This window comes from Propionispira raffinosivorans DSM 20765 (assembly GCF_000381065.1).
GTDB lineage: Bacteria > Bacillota > Negativicutes > Selenomonadales > Selenomonadaceae > Propionispira > Propionispira raffinosivorans.
In genome coordinates this window covers 196,326-210,377 of record NZ_KB905840.1, presented here as the reverse complement: position 1 = coordinate 210,377, position 14,052 = coordinate 196,326, and the positions used below count along the sequence as shown (strand labels likewise).

Sequence of the window (14,052 nt, the reverse complement as noted above, 5' to 3'; positions counted from 1 at the left end):
TTTTCATTCCAAATATCTGCTATACTAAAAGAACAAAAAGTATTGGATTCGCATCACAAATAAAAGGAGGGTCCTTACCATGAAAAAAGTTATGTGTATGATTCTTATGCTGATGTTTTTACAAATCACGACTATAACACAAGCATCTTCGCTCAATATTCCATCTGGTGCTGGCGGCTTTAACTGGGGAACAGATATAACCCTAATGCCCAGCCTGGAACTTATTGATATTCCTAATGATTCTGGCATCAACACCTACACGGTTCTTGATGTATACGCCTATCAATATGATGATTACCTCCCAAACAAAATGATTCCCCCATATGTCGAAATCAAAGGACTAGCCTCCACAGGCTATGTAGCAATGTTCATGAGTCATTTAGCTATAGCAGACTTTGCAACGATACAGGATTATTTGACGAATCTTTATGGGGCGCCAAGTATTGTTCAAACGAAAAATCATACGACTTGTACCTGGATTGGCAACCATACAATCCTATCACTTTATACAGCCACTGACCAATCCTTTGACATCAGCATTTTGTATAATTAAAAAGCAGCCACAAGACTCTTCAATCTAAGAATCCTGTGGCTGTTTTTATGTATCATTTTTTAACTATAATTGCGTACATTTCTGAATTAAGTTCAAACTGTTCCACATTCTGAAACCCAGCCTGTTCGAGTACAGTAGATAAAGCCTTACCATCAATTCGATGTTCCAGCGGTGGTCCCATTTTACTATTTTCCTGTCGAGTCCATTCAATAATGTAAAAATGCCCCCCGATTTGTAGAATCCGTTTCACTTCCTGAAAAAAAGCAATTGGGTCATCTGCTTCATGAACAACCAAACAAGCCAAGGCGCGCTCTACCGCTGCATCCGGCAAAATAAAATCAGTTTCCTTCGTCTGAATGAATTCTATATTCTTGAAATTTTTCTCTTTGGCTTTAGCCCTGGCTATTTCAAGCATTTCTGGCATAATATCTAAAGCATAGACTTTCCCTTGCGTACCTACTACGCGAGCCGCCGATAACGTAAAATAGCCCGTGCCGCAACCAATATCTGCAATGCTGTCGCCTTCCGCTAAACCAAACCGCGACAAAGTTTCTTCCGGCGGCAGAAGTTTACGACGTTCAGGATTATCCAATTTATGCTGATTGGCTGGATTAAATTTATGGACCATATCATATCATTCCTTTAAGTTCATTTAAAATAATTTAAAATTCCCCTGACTGCAAATAATAATATCATATCATCTCTGGCACGCTATAGCCATACAATCCTTTGATTTTCTTTTATTTAGCAAGCGTATTTCCATACATGGTTTTCAATAAAACAATAAGTTCCTGTTGCTGTGATTGTGATAAAGCAGCCAATGTTTGTTCTCGATGCTTTTCTACAATTTTAATTAACATTGGATATTGCTCAAGGGCTATTGCCGTCAAATATATATTTTTCTCCCTTTTGTCCGTACCTATTTTACGCTCAACAAAGCCTTTTTTTTCTAATTTAACTAGACTTTTCGAAATGGCCGCCGGTTCAATATTCAAATAGCTAGATAAGGCAACTTGTGACATATTGCCCTTCTCTTTAATCATTTTAAGAATTGTCCACTCTGAACTAAAAACCCCATATTCACCTAACAAATAATTTAAATTTTTTGATATAGCACGTGTCGTTTGATAAAGTTGATGCATCAATCGATCCGACGTTTCTAAATTTCCCGTTTGCTCAATTGTCTGAATAATAATCACTCCCTCTTGTCTAATTTATAACAGACAATCAAACAGAATGCAATTTTTTTGCAAAATCAATCCACATTTTCTTCTACTTCGACCACAGCTTGCTTTTTTGGTTTTAATATCCACTGCAAGATAAATAAGCTCAAAAACAATACCATTGCTCCTGCTGAATACTTATACATATTGATAAAACCAACATCCCCCGCAATCGCTCCCAGACCAATCGCCCCAGCACTCGTTCCCACATCCAGCATATTATAAAAAGTAGCACTTGCTCCGCTGCGGCGGCTCGGTCTTACCAAATTCAGCATCCATGTCATCAATGCCGGAAGCAAAAATCCACCCCCAAGTCCATATAAAACCGCAGCACTAAGCAGCATAGTCAAAGTTGTCGTCTGAATCAGAACTAGCAATGCCGCAAATAATAAAACAGCCCCAGGCAGTATGATCCAAGCTGCACCTTTACTATCAAAAATACGGCCGCCAATTGGTCGTGAAATAAACACGCATAAAGTTCCCACAATAAAAAAATATCCAGCATCCGGTATCTGGGCTTCATGTGCCAGCATCGCAATAAAGGTATTGATACTCCCGTAGCTAATCCCAAACAGCATCGTGAGCAGGGCTGGCATCCCTGTTCCTTTTTCAAACAACTTATCCATTAACGATATCGTAACCGCTTGTTTTTTTTCATCTACGACAAGCTTTGGCACCGTACATAATTTTGTTCCCAATATAGCCAAGCCAGACGCCAAAGCAGCAATTAAAAACATTGGTCCAAAGCCATAATCCGTAATCAACAGTACACCAGCTGCCGGTGCTAAAGCCATGGCTGCAGTACTCCCCAAGCCAAAATAACCGATACCTTCCCCGCGCCGCGAAGCTGGTATAATATCGGCGGCAATGACCGCTGAAAAAGTCGTTGTCAAGCCAAAGCCAAACCCATGCAAAACACGCAAAGCAATCATCTCATTGACCGAATTAAAGAGTGCATAACCAATTGTGCAAAAAACGGATATACCTAATCCTAAATACAAACAATTTTTCTTGCCAACTGTACTAACCCCTAAATCCGTAAACAACCGAATAAAAATAGCTGAAAAACCAAACACTCCGGTAATAATACCAATTTCTGCTCCGGTCGCTCCGCTAGCTGCAGCATAAAGCGGCAGTGTCGGCAATAATATATGAAAGCCTCCAAATAATAATGCATTAGAACACACCAAAGCGATGAAATTTTTTGTCCATAAATTTATCTTTTCCATATTCTTCTCCTTTAACTAAGCTTATTAAGCTTCTTACCTTAATAATTAACTAGTTAACTATTAAGTAAAATTTATACAAAAATCTCCTAAGTATGAAGCTACATCCCGCCAGCAGTTTTTATGCTCTGCTAAATTAATAGTGAACTAGTTAATCAATGTATTTGATTATACTGCAAAAAAAATAAGCTGTCAATGAAAGAAGTGCCCGTCTCATTGTAATGAATCGCATCAAAAAATAAAATGAGCTCTTTTCAAAAAAGCTCATTATCTATATGTACCGCAAATATGCCTGCTCAAACTTCCCGATAGGCATTCTTTAACAAAAGGATTTCTGCCTGATAACCAGATAATTCATTGGGGGTTTCCAAAAAAAATGGCAAGTTTCGGCACTGCGGATGGTTGATTAAAGCAAAAATTGCTTTCTCGCCAATTGATCCCTGTCCAATTTTTTCATGTCGATCTTTATGGCTGGCAAACGGGTTCTTACTATCATTCAAATGAATGGCTTTGAGTTTTTCCAGACCAATGATTTGGTCAAATTTTTCAAGTACACCATCTAAATCATTCACCAGATCATATCCGGCATCATAGACATGACAAGTATCAAGGCAAACGCCCAGTTTATCACTGCATTGAACCCGATCTATAATTTCACGTAATTCTTCAAACTGACTGCCAACTTCGCTCCCTTTCCCCGCCATAGTTTCAAGCAACACCGTCGTTTTTAGCTCCGCCGTTAAATTTTGATTGAGCATTTCTGAAATCAACTTGATACCAGCTTCTATCCCTTGTCCAACATGACTTCCTGGATGAAAGTTATAGAAACTATCGGGAATCTGTTCCATTCTCTGCAAATCATCCGCGAACATCATCCAGGCAAATTGCCGAGTCGCTTCACTTGCCGAACACGCATTTAATGTATAAGGTGCATGTGCCAGAATCGTAGCGAATTGATTGGCTTTCGCCAATTCTTTAAACTGTTTCAAATCCTCCAAATCAAGAGCTTTGGCCTTCCCGCCGCGAGGATTACGAGTAAAAAACTGGAAGGTGTTACCACCTATCTGCAGCGCTTCCTCTCCCATATGTTTAAAACCTTTTGCCACCGACAAATGACAACCTATCTTCATCAAAAAGCTTTCCCTCCTGCTCTCCTATATAAATTGCATTATATATAATATATTCTGCATTTATTATAACAAATTCAACCGCAAATCTACTGGTTTATGATAAAATAAATATACTATTCTTTTTAACATCGGACGAACGTCATTACATTTGGCGATTTAAATCATACTGAAGGTGGTATTTCATGCGTAAATTTATCAGAACCCTCATTATCATCCTGATTCTTGCTTCTTTAGGAAGTTTTGCTTATCGCAGCTCCTACGACAACCGTTCCGCCAGCAATCTGTCAGCCTACTGCAATATTGATTTCCGCAGTATCATTGATCCATCCACAAACAAGATCAGTCAAGTAACTTTGTCGCTGCTTGATTTTAGATTCTCAAAACAGCCACTCGAAAGTTTTTGTCGAATTGACATTGATGGGAAAGAATACCAGCTTGATGCCTTCGAAACAGCATCGCAAGCACCTACTTATTCCCTCCAAGATTTCAGTAATGTGAATAGCTTCAAATATACCAACCATCTAATCGTCGCCTTCCCACCGCAAATCCAAAAAGAAATTGCGGCAGCAAAACAAATAAAAATATCCTTCCAGTACAAAGGCAATCCCACCCCCATTGAGCTTCCCCTTAGTGATGTAGATTTAACCTATTGGAAAAAACAATTACTCTTATTATAAAAAACAAAAAACCGTACCAGCGAAAAACTGCTACGGTTTTTTTAGTGCCCACAACCAATATTTACCCATGTAAATGAACTAATTCAATCTGATTTTACTCTCTTCTTAATAAGTAATCTAAAATCAAACTTTATTCTGTATTGATCCTGTGCAATTACCAACTTTATCCTGACCATTCCATTCTTTATTCCCTAATTGCTAAACAACGCACTATAATTCAATTGTAAAATCATTGTAACGTTTGTGTTACAGCTCTTCTAATATTTCCTTAATTCCATCTGCCATAGCTGCCAGGATCAGATAACAAGAGACCGATCCAGTGTCAAGTACGCCTCTGCTTCTTTCACCTAGTCTGCTTGAGCGACCATATCTAGCGACCATATCTTTTGTTGACTCGCTGCCTTGTTTTGCAGCGGCTTTCATTTTGTCCAGTGCGACAACAAAATCTACGCCTAACACCACATCTGTTTTTAGACTTTTTAATGTTGGAAAAAGCGTATCGACCAAGGTTTTATCACCAGCTCTCGCTTCAACAATTTCCATAAGTCCATTATACCCAGCTTCCAATATTTCACTAAAGTCCTTCAATGATATCGTTTCCAATTTTTCGCTGGCTTCGGCCATTCCTGTAAAAATAGTTCCATAAATTGGTCCCATAGACCCGCCGATTTCATTCATAAGAAGCATTCCCAGATTTTTCAGTCCATCCGTGAATCTAAAATCATTCTTACAATATCTTTTTTCGAAGAGCGAAAACCCTTTATTCATATTCATCCCATGATCTCCGTCACCGATAAGCCCATCCAGATCACCCAAATACACTTTATTTTCCTGAATAGTTTTTACCATTTTAAGCAAAATGATTTTGCCTTTTTTATTTTCAAATACATTCATCATCTTTACCCCTATTTCTGCTTGAGCCCCATAGTGTAAGCTGGCATATCAATAAGTTTTTTTAATTCTTGATCTAATTTCATTATAGTCAAAGTAGCTCCCTTCATCTCAAGTGATGTAAAGTAGTTACCCACATAAGCTTTATAAATTATAATATTTTTTGTCTTAATGAGTTTTTCGATTTCATTGTATAAAACATAGAGTTCCATGACTGGCGTAGCACCAAGACCAGATACAAGAACAACGACCTCATCCTGTTCTTTAAACGGATAGTCTGGTATAACAATATTGATCATTTTTTCAGCAATTTCCTTCGCTGTTTTCAATGGACATATCTCCATCCCTGGTTCCCCATGATGACCAATACCCATTTCCATCATACCTGGTTTTATTTCGAAATTAGGATGTCCCGCTGCTGGTAAAGTACAAGGAGAAAGACCAATTCCTACACTTCGCGTTGAATCGATAGCCTTTTGCGCTGCCGCTATCACTTCATCTAAATTGCCACCCTGTGCCGCTTTAGCACCACCTATTTTCCACATCAAGATTTCGCCTGCTACCCCCCGGCGCTTTTCTCTCTGGTTCTTTGGGGCAGAAGCAACATCGTCATTCGCTATAACACTTTTTATTGTTATGCCCTGTTTTATAGCCATTTTTATAGCCATTTTTACATTCATATTATCACCTGAATAATTTCCATATAAACAGGCGACGCCTTTTTTCTGATCTACGGCTTTCGCCGCATCTAAAAAAGCCATTGCAGTCGGTGACGAAAAGACCTCCCCTACTGCAACTGCATCACACATATTTTTTCCGACATAACCAATAAAAGCAGGTTTATGACCACTGCCACCTCCGGTGATAATACCCACCTTATCCTTCGGAATATTTTTTGCTTTGATTACTCGGTTATTCTCCGTTGCTTCCACGATGTCTTTATGTGTCTTCAAAAAACCGGATATCATTTCATCTACAATGTTATCAGGATCATTTAATATTCTCTGCACCATATTTCCTCCTCTCCTTTAAATTTTACCTGATAGTTCAAGCTCCTACTTGCTTAGCAATTTTCTTCAAATTAGCCAAACCTTTAATTGCTAATTCCTCGCCAGTATCTGCAAATTTTCGCCAAATTGCACATTGCGCATTTAATTCTTCAAATCCGGGATCAAAAGATTCAATTACACACGGTCCTGTATAACCTATTTTTTTTAATGCTGTAAAAAATTCCGCAAACGGCACAAGTCCTGTACCTGGAATTCCCCTATTATTTTCACAAACATGTACATAGCCCAAGTATTCTTTTCCACAAGTTTCTACAGCTTCAGTATAGCTTGTCTCTTCTCTAATCATATGGAAACAGTCCAAATGTACCCCCATATTTCCAGTTCCTACAGCTTTGCAATATCTTACACCATCTTCTGCCGTATTGATAAAATGCGTCTCAAAACGGTTGACGGGCTCTACGCAAATTTTCATTTTAGGATGTACTTGAATAGCATATTCAGCAATTTCGCGCATAGCACTTACTGAATGATTCCATTCTTCTTCTGTACGCGGCTTTCCTGTAAGGCAGCCCCAACCCGCATAGTTTACACCACCAAGAATTTCAGACCCAATTAGCTTATTTATATCGACCAGCCGCTTCAATGACTCAATCCCTTTTCTCCGTACTGCAGGATCAGATGAAATAAGGCTATTTTCTGCATTTAGGGTTGTCGACGTTACAGGTTTGAGTTTTGTCTTTTTTAATTCTGCTATTACTTGTTCTGTAGGAAACGTTTCTGGATGAGCAATAGCAAAATCAATTGCCTCAAATCCCAATTTTTCACTTTTTTCTATAATCCACAAATCTTTTTCAGTAAATACTTCCGTCCAAATAAATGTATCTACTCCTATTTGCATATTCATTCCTCCTTATATGATAAAAGCATAGCCATGTGATATAAGTTTTTTCAAAGCTCATACTACATGGCAGGTACTTAAAATAAGTAAATTTTAAAATTGGACATATTTCTTATAATCATCAAAAACCAAATATTGAATAGGTTCATCCTCCTCTACATGTGGAACCCAAGGTGTTTTATCATAAAAATGATTATCAAGATTATCATCGTTTGCCTTTGATACTTCAAATACAGCAATATCACCAGTCCCAGCAATACCCTTCCACGAATGATATTGATGCGGCAAAAGAGTAACGCTTTGCCCTGGTTCAAGCATTATTTTAGAACCAGCCTTAACCGTTATTTGTTTACCATCTAAAGTAACCGTAACATCTGTTTTAGCAAAATCTTCTTTTTCATCGGAGTTATACAATGTAATCTCCAATGTACCACCACCACGATTAATGATATCTTCCATCTTTGAATAATGGAAATGATATGGTAACATCTGCCCATCCAAGACAAATAATAATTTTTCGCAATAAACCTTTGAATATGTCTCAGGATCTGACTGACTGCCATTTCTAAAAGTAAAGATTCCCAGTCCACATTTATTGTAATCACCTTTACCAAAATCAGTAATGCCCCATCCTAACATCGTATCTACAAGCTCACGTTCATCTTTCGTTAAATTCTTCCAATTTTCCGATGAGTAGAATGCAAATGGTGGTAATGGAATCTTAAAGTCCTGCACTTTTTGTATAATATATGCAATACTATGGTTAATTTCTGACCGTTTCATAAAAAAATCCTCCTAAAATTTATGATTAAATTAATGAAAATGTATAGGTTGTCTGACTATCATAGGGCTTGTCAGGATAAACAATAATCAGCCCCGGTTTATCACTATGGATTCTATCTGGCAGTGCTTGCGTTTCCAACGTTATCGCGCCATAGCGACGTGCTTCTCCGTTTTCCAGCTGTACAGTTGGATCCACATTGTTACATGTATAAACAACGACGGCTTCTTCCGTAGTTCTTACGCTGATTTCTATCCGGCTTTTTAAAGAATAACACCTAATTTCATCTTTTTCCTTTTTATTTAACTGAAACGCATGGTCATATCCTCCTCCAACCAGCGAAAGTTGTGAATGACCTTTAGAAAAATATGTTCCGATCTCTCTAGGAGACAAAAAATCAAAAACAGGATCTGTTTTAGCATAAAGATATTTTCCTGTAGCCATTGTTTCTTTATCGACTTCCAGAGCTTGATCCGCATCAATATATAATAGATGTTTGTCAATCGTATCATCCTCATCGAGATGAAAATAGCTGTGATTTGTCATATTACATAAGCTAATTTCATCAGATTCAACATGATAGTTTATAGTCCATGTGTTTCGATCATCTAAAGTATAACTAACACAAATTATCAAATTGCCCGGATAACCGTCATGCGCCTTTTCGTTGCGAGTAAAAATAATATGTTCTCTTCCATTCTCACTCTTTGTTTGTACATTCCAAAATTGATGATAAAAGCCGTTTTCTCCACCATGAAGATGCTGATTTCCATCATTTTTTTCAAAAATACATTTTTTGTCATTTGGTAAAATACATTCCGCATTTTTAATTCTGCCCGCAACACGGCCTATAGTCGCTCCTAAAAACATTGGATTTTTTTCATACATTTCAATGTCTTTATAGCTGAGTACACAGTTTCTCTTTTTTTTGTTTTTATCCATAAACAGAATTTCTTTTACTACACAGCCATAGTTTAATGCTGTTAATGACATGCCATTTTGATTCGTCAAAGTATATGCATATACATCTTTCCCTTTAAATTGTCCAATCTTATGATTCGTTATCAATCCGTTTCACCACTTTTACTATTTTTACTACTCGGCAAAATAGTTAGAACTTTTACCAATAGAGTTAAACAATTGCATTTTCTGTCTAACTACATGCTTAGTAGCTTCAATACATTCTGGATAAATCTGATTAGGTTCACGCAATTCTTGATTTTTTAATACTTCACGACACTTTACATAAAATGCATGCTTAATATCGCTGGAAATATTAATTTTTTGGATGCCTATCGTAACCGCTTGTGCGATTTCATTGTCTGGATTCGCTGAACCTCCATGAAGAACAAGCGGTGAATCCGTACGTTCTACAATATCTCGTAAAATATTCATTTGCAGCTCAGGCTTAAACCCTTTTGGATAAATACCATGTGCCGTGCCGATCGCAACGGCCAAAGAGTCAGCACCTGTTTTTTCAATAAAATTCACGGCCTGTTCTGGGTTTGTATAAATTACTTTCGTCGCACCACCTTCAATAGAGTTGCCTGTATCGCCAATCGTTCCAAGTTCGCCTTCAACCGCTACACCAATTGGATGCATCAAATCAACAACTTGCTTAACTAAAGCAATATTTTTCTCATATGGCAGTTTTGAACCATCAATCATTACCGAATTAAAGCCAGCATGTACCGCCCGTTCCACATCTGCAAGCGACCCACCATGATCCAGATGCAAAACGAAGGGGATTGGACTTCTATGAATTTTTTCCAATACATAAGCAATAAATTCATTGGTAATAAATTGCAGCTCATCTGGATGAATTGCAATTATTGCCGGTGTTTGCGTAGCTTCTGCTTCTTCAATCACAGCACGCATGAGCATGCTGGAAGAAACATTAAATGCCCCTACCGCAAAATGACCTTTTTTGGCAACCTTAAGCATTTTTGACATAGATATTAACATAATTAAAATCCCCTTTCGGATTTCATATAAGGGGAGCACATCTCCATTCTTTATATGAAATCACTATATAATAATATTGAATATTGATTAACCCGAAATCTTAACATTTGATAAATTCAATTCCTGCTCATCGTCATTTTCTTTTGTTACTGGTTTTCTCTTTAACAAAAGGCAAATTATAGAAAATACCAATGAACCAATAAGCAGCGCTGCAACCCAAAGTCCCGGATGATTTTGCCCTGGAAGCGTAAAGAATCCTCCCCAAACAATGGGGTTAGTGCAATCCCAATAGAATACCAGTGCTCCATTTACCGCAGCACCAATCGCTGTACAAATTGTAATTCGTATTAAATCATTAAGAATAATCGGGTAAGATCCTTCTGTAATTTGGCAGCATCCCATAATAAATGCACTTTTCAAAGCATTGGCTTCTTCATCAGAAAATATGTCGCGTTTAAACAGCCGACTCAAAAAATAACAAATAGTAAGACCTAATGGTGCAATCATGGAAGCAGAAATCAAAGCATTCATCGGCGTCGTGTAGCCTTCTGAAACTAAACCTAAGCAAAAAACAAATACAACCTTGTTAATTGGTCCACCATAATCAACAGCTGACAATATACCAACAACCATTCCAAGTACAATGATAGAGCCGCCCTGCATGCTAGTGAGCGTATAACCTATGAAATCCTGTAAAGCATGAATTGGAATTCCCACCACATAGCGCATAAGAAGCGCAACGATTAATGTCGTAAGAAACGGCAGTATAAGCATTGGTTTAATTCCTTCAAACCAAGCAGGCAGCCTAATTGCATTTTTAAGATAATTTGCTAAATAGCCTGTCATAAACCCTGCAAAAAGCCCACCTAAAAATCCATAACCATATTCCTTGCATAAGATACCAAGTAAAAAACCTGGTACAATACCTGCTCTATCAGCTATAGCATAAGAGATAAACATCGAAATAAATACCGCTAAAAGGCCTAATCCATCTCCACCTAACGTAAATAAAACATCTGCGACCGACATACTTCCATTAAAATCCTTGATGCCCTGTCCTCCACTAATGTTACCGATAACCATCAGCATACCAGCACAACAAACAAATGGAATCAAATAAGATATTGCTGTCATTAGATTTTTCTTTATATTTAGATTTTTCAAAATAATATCATCCTTTCAACTTTTCTTACTAAACTAAGCTTTAATATTCTCTTCAATATGCTTAATCAAATTTCCGGCTGAATGAATTACTACCTCTGTGGAAACCTCGACTATCTTTTTTCCTGCAAAACGATCACGTCCTTTAATCGATGTATCTACTGCTAAAATAACCACATCTGATATTTTTATCTGTTCAGCAGTAAGTTCATCTTCTGTGCCAATCTGTCCCTGCGTTTCTATATGAATTGTATGGCCTCTTTTCTCAGCAGCCTTTGTCAGTTTTTCTTTGGCAATATACGTGTGGGCAATTCCCGCAACACATGCCGCAATTCCAATAATATTCATGGTTTCATCTGTCCTTTCTTCTTTTTTTAGTCTGCAATTTCTGAACATTTAATCATACAAAGCCAGGTATAAACATACGTATCTCTCCTTTCATTTTTACTGTATTTTATTCGATAATAAATAAATCACTTCGCCCTTATCATTTGTAGTAAGTAATTTATCAAATATCTCTTCATCCGATAACGCAATTGCAACTTGTGACAACAACTTTAAGTGCACTGTAGTTTTGTCAACATTTCTTACTGCAAATAAAATAACTACATGCACCGGTAAATTATCATAAGATTCCCATATCAAATCATTCTTGGTCCTTCCAACTGCAATTGATGTAACATTGACTGCATCCGACTTACCATGTGGAATAGCAATATGATTGCCTAAACCAGTCTTTCCTTCCGCTTCGCGGTTATAAACATCTTTTATAAAGGCGTCTCCATCTTTCACATTGCCAGCTTTGTATAGTAAATTTGTAAGTTCCTTTATGGCTTCATCTTTCGTATTTGCTTCCATATTTAGATTAATTAAATTTTCATTCAAAATTGTTTCAATGTTCATAATTCGTTCCTCCTAAATTAGATTTAAAGCTTGCTTTACTTTGACTGCATCGATTTTATTAAATATAGAGCTCACAAGAATAGACGGAATATTCTGTCTTTCAAGTTTTACCGTAGTAAGAATAATATCAACTTGATGGGGGCTAAATTTTTGTACTCTGCTTGCCGAAACAATATCAACAATTTCCCAGTCGGGAAAGGTGCGTTTGACACGTGCCGCTAATAAATGTGATGTTCCGACACCGCTGGAACAAACAATTACAACTCGCTTCTGTTGCGCTTTTTTTTCTAAAGCAGACTGAAAATATACTACGATATAGCTTATTTCGTTATCGCTTAAATTTCGAAAAGCAAGCTTTAAGTTTTGTTTTTCTAAGGCTTGTTTTACTGCCTTGAATACTTGGGGAAAATCTCTTTTTATATCATCTTTAAGCGGATTCGAAATAAATATTTTACTTTCTATACGTTTTGTAAGCGGTCTAATATGAAGCAATAATGCCTGTTGTAAACTAAAATCATTTGAAAAATCGTTTTTCACTTCCGTCGACACGCGTTTCAATAAATCATTCACAAAACCTTTCTCTTCATCATTATTTTCTTCCAATTTTAATTGATTATTGTCATTTTCAGGATCTATACGTGATGAATAAAGATACTGGTAAATGTAAAAAAATTCATTTGTAGGTATGGTATGATTCATATACTTTCCTATTTTCTGAACAACCATCGATGTGCAATTAAATATAACTTTATCTTTATAATTTCCATTCTCGTCATTTCCCTTATTTACCGTATGTTCATTATTTTCTAAACGCTTAATAAGAATTAAAACATGTGTAAATATATTGATATAATATGGATCCTTTATTTTGCCGCATAAAATCTGTTCTACCCGATCCAGCAATAATTTAACAAAACTTATATCCTTATGTGAAAAAAACGTATATAAATCATGGTCCATTGCTGTATCTGTATTCTCATATAGCAGGGGCTGCGCACTATTCATAGGAAATTGATTAAACATTTGCATCAACAGATTACGAATGTTATGCTCACTGCCATCTATATGAGTTCCATTGTGTGATCGTACAAGAGATAAGTTATATTGTTTCAACTCATCTTCTATAATGCTTAAATCATTTACAATTGATGCATTGCTAATGAAATAAATCTCAGCTAATTTATTGATTGATGTTTCTATTGGCGCCTGTAACAATAACAAAATCATAATATTCCTGCGCCTCATCTCAACATCAATACCAAAAAAGCCTGCCTGCTGTTTTGACAAACCCAAAACAGTGTTTATGTCGCTAATAGGATCTATACAATATCCTTTACCACGCTTATGTTGCACTATACTTTGGCAGCCAAATTTATACCTTATTGATTGCAAATCACGATGTATGGTTTTATCAGAAACATTTAATATTTCTGATAATTCAGCACTAGTAAGATAAGCATTTGCCTTTAATAAGGCTGTCAAAATTTTTTTCTCACGTGTCGACAAGAATTCTTGTACCATATTTATATCCTCCATATACGATATGCCGACTATATGCTCTTTCTAACTTACAAGTTTATTATAATTTATTTTGAAAATTTCAGAAATACTAAACCATGTCTAATATAAGGGAC

General features: G+C 36.7%; 16 protein-coding genes. 2 read left to right on the top strand and 14 right to left on the bottom strand.

Going from position 1 to position 14,052, the window contains the following annotated elements:
• Positions 1 to 79: 79 nt before the first annotated feature.
• Complete coding sequence (locus F606_RS0102600; protein WP_019552307.1) at positions 80 to 553, top strand: hypothetical protein; 474 nt, start codon at positions 80 to 82, stop codon at positions 551 to 553.
• Between the two features lie 52 nt (positions 554 to 605).
• Here the strand turns inward: F606_RS0102600 and F606_RS0102595 are convergent, their stop codons facing one another.
• From F606_RS0102595 to F606_RS0102580, 4 genes are all read right to left on the bottom strand, one after another.
• Positions 606 to 1,181, bottom strand: a complete 576-nt coding sequence (locus tag F606_RS0102595) for a class I SAM-dependent methyltransferase (RefSeq protein WP_019552306.1) — start codon at positions 1,179 to 1,181, stop codon at positions 606 to 608.
• Between the two features lie 112 nt (positions 1,182 to 1,293).
• The gene (locus F606_RS0102590; RefSeq protein ID WP_019552305.1) at positions 1,294 to 1,752 is read right to left on the bottom strand and encodes a MarR family winged helix-turn-helix transcriptional regulator; all 459 of its coding nucleotides are present in this window, start codon (positions 1,750 to 1,752) and stop codon (positions 1,294 to 1,296) included.
• Between the two features lie 56 nt (positions 1,753 to 1,808).
• Positions 1,809 to 3,005 (bottom strand): MFS transporter, encoded by a 1,197-nt coding sequence (locus F606_RS0102585; RefSeq protein WP_019552304.1) that lies wholly within the window; start codon positions 3,003 to 3,005, stop codon positions 1,809 to 1,811.
• A 293-nt stretch (positions 3,006 to 3,298) separates the two neighbouring features.
• Positions 3,299 to 4,132, bottom strand: a complete 834-nt coding sequence (locus F606_RS0102580) for a deoxyribonuclease IV (RefSeq protein ID WP_019552303.1) — start codon at positions 4,130 to 4,132, stop codon at positions 3,299 to 3,301.
• A 182-nt stretch (positions 4,133 to 4,314) separates the two neighbouring features.
• Between F606_RS0102580 and F606_RS0102575 the strand changes: the two genes are divergently transcribed.
• Complete coding sequence (locus tag F606_RS0102575) at positions 4,315 to 4,809, top strand: hypothetical protein (RefSeq protein ID WP_019552302.1); 495 nt, start codon at positions 4,315 to 4,317, stop codon at positions 4,807 to 4,809.
• Between the two features lie 246 nt (positions 4,810 to 5,055).
• Here the strand turns inward: F606_RS0102575 and dhaL are convergent, their stop codons facing one another.
• The 10 genes from dhaL to F606_RS0102525 all read right to left on the bottom strand — a co-directional run bounded on the left by dhaL (position 5,056) and on the right by F606_RS0102525 (position 13,939).
• The gene (gene dhaL, locus F606_RS0102570; RefSeq protein WP_211210013.1) at positions 5,056 to 5,706 is read right to left on the bottom strand and encodes a dihydroxyacetone kinase subunit DhaL; all 651 of its coding nucleotides are present in this window, start codon (positions 5,704 to 5,706) and stop codon (positions 5,056 to 5,058) included.
• An 8-nt stretch (positions 5,707 to 5,714) separates the two neighbouring features.
• Positions 5,715 to 6,713 carry a dihydroxyacetone kinase subunit DhaK gene (locus tag F606_RS0102565; RefSeq protein WP_019552300.1) on the bottom strand — a complete coding sequence of 333 codons (999 nt, stop codon included), beginning with the start codon at positions 6,711 to 6,713 and terminating at the stop codon, positions 5,715 to 5,717.
• A gap of 34 nt (positions 6,714 to 6,747) precedes the next feature.
• Entirely contained in the window at positions 6,748 to 7,608 is an 861-nt protein-coding gene (locus F606_RS0102560) for a sugar phosphate isomerase/epimerase family protein (protein ID WP_019552299.1), read from the bottom strand.
• A gap of 93 nt (positions 7,609 to 7,701) precedes the next feature.
• Positions 7,702 to 8,391: a D-lyxose/D-mannose family sugar isomerase gene (locus F606_RS0102555; protein WP_019552298.1), complete on the bottom strand. Its 690-nt coding sequence runs from the start codon at positions 8,389 to 8,391 to the stop codon at positions 7,702 to 7,704.
• Between the two features lie 25 nt (positions 8,392 to 8,416).
• Positions 8,417 to 9,457 carry an aldose epimerase family protein gene (locus F606_RS20380; protein ID WP_019552297.1) on the bottom strand — a complete coding sequence of 347 codons (1,041 nt, stop codon included), beginning with the start codon at positions 9,455 to 9,457 and terminating at the stop codon, positions 8,417 to 8,419.
• A gap of 27 nt (positions 9,458 to 9,484) precedes the next feature.
• Positions 9,485 to 10,354, bottom strand: coding sequence for a ketose-bisphosphate aldolase (locus tag F606_RS0102545; RefSeq protein ID WP_019552296.1), 870 nt, complete (start codon positions 10,352 to 10,354; stop codon positions 9,485 to 9,487).
• An 87-nt stretch (positions 10,355 to 10,441) separates the two neighbouring features.
• A complete protein-coding gene (locus F606_RS0102540; protein ID WP_019552295.1) occupies positions 10,442 to 11,518 on the bottom strand; it encodes a PTS fructose transporter subunit IIC in 1,077 nt (358 codons plus the stop codon).
• A gap of 33 nt (positions 11,519 to 11,551) precedes the next feature.
• Entirely contained in the window at positions 11,552 to 11,863 is a 312-nt protein-coding gene (locus tag F606_RS0102535) for a PTS fructose transporter subunit IIB (protein WP_026329205.1), read from the bottom strand.
• 96 nt (positions 11,864 to 11,959) lie between these two features.
• Entirely contained in the window at positions 11,960 to 12,418 is a 459-nt protein-coding gene (locus F606_RS0102530) for a PTS sugar transporter subunit IIA (protein ID WP_019552293.1), read from the bottom strand.
• A gap of 12 nt (positions 12,419 to 12,430) precedes the next feature.
• Positions 12,431 to 13,939, bottom strand: a complete 1,509-nt coding sequence (locus tag F606_RS0102525) for a BglG family transcription antiterminator (RefSeq protein WP_019552292.1) — start codon at positions 13,937 to 13,939, stop codon at positions 12,431 to 12,433.
• Between the last annotated feature and the right edge of the window lie 113 nt (positions 13,940 to 14,052).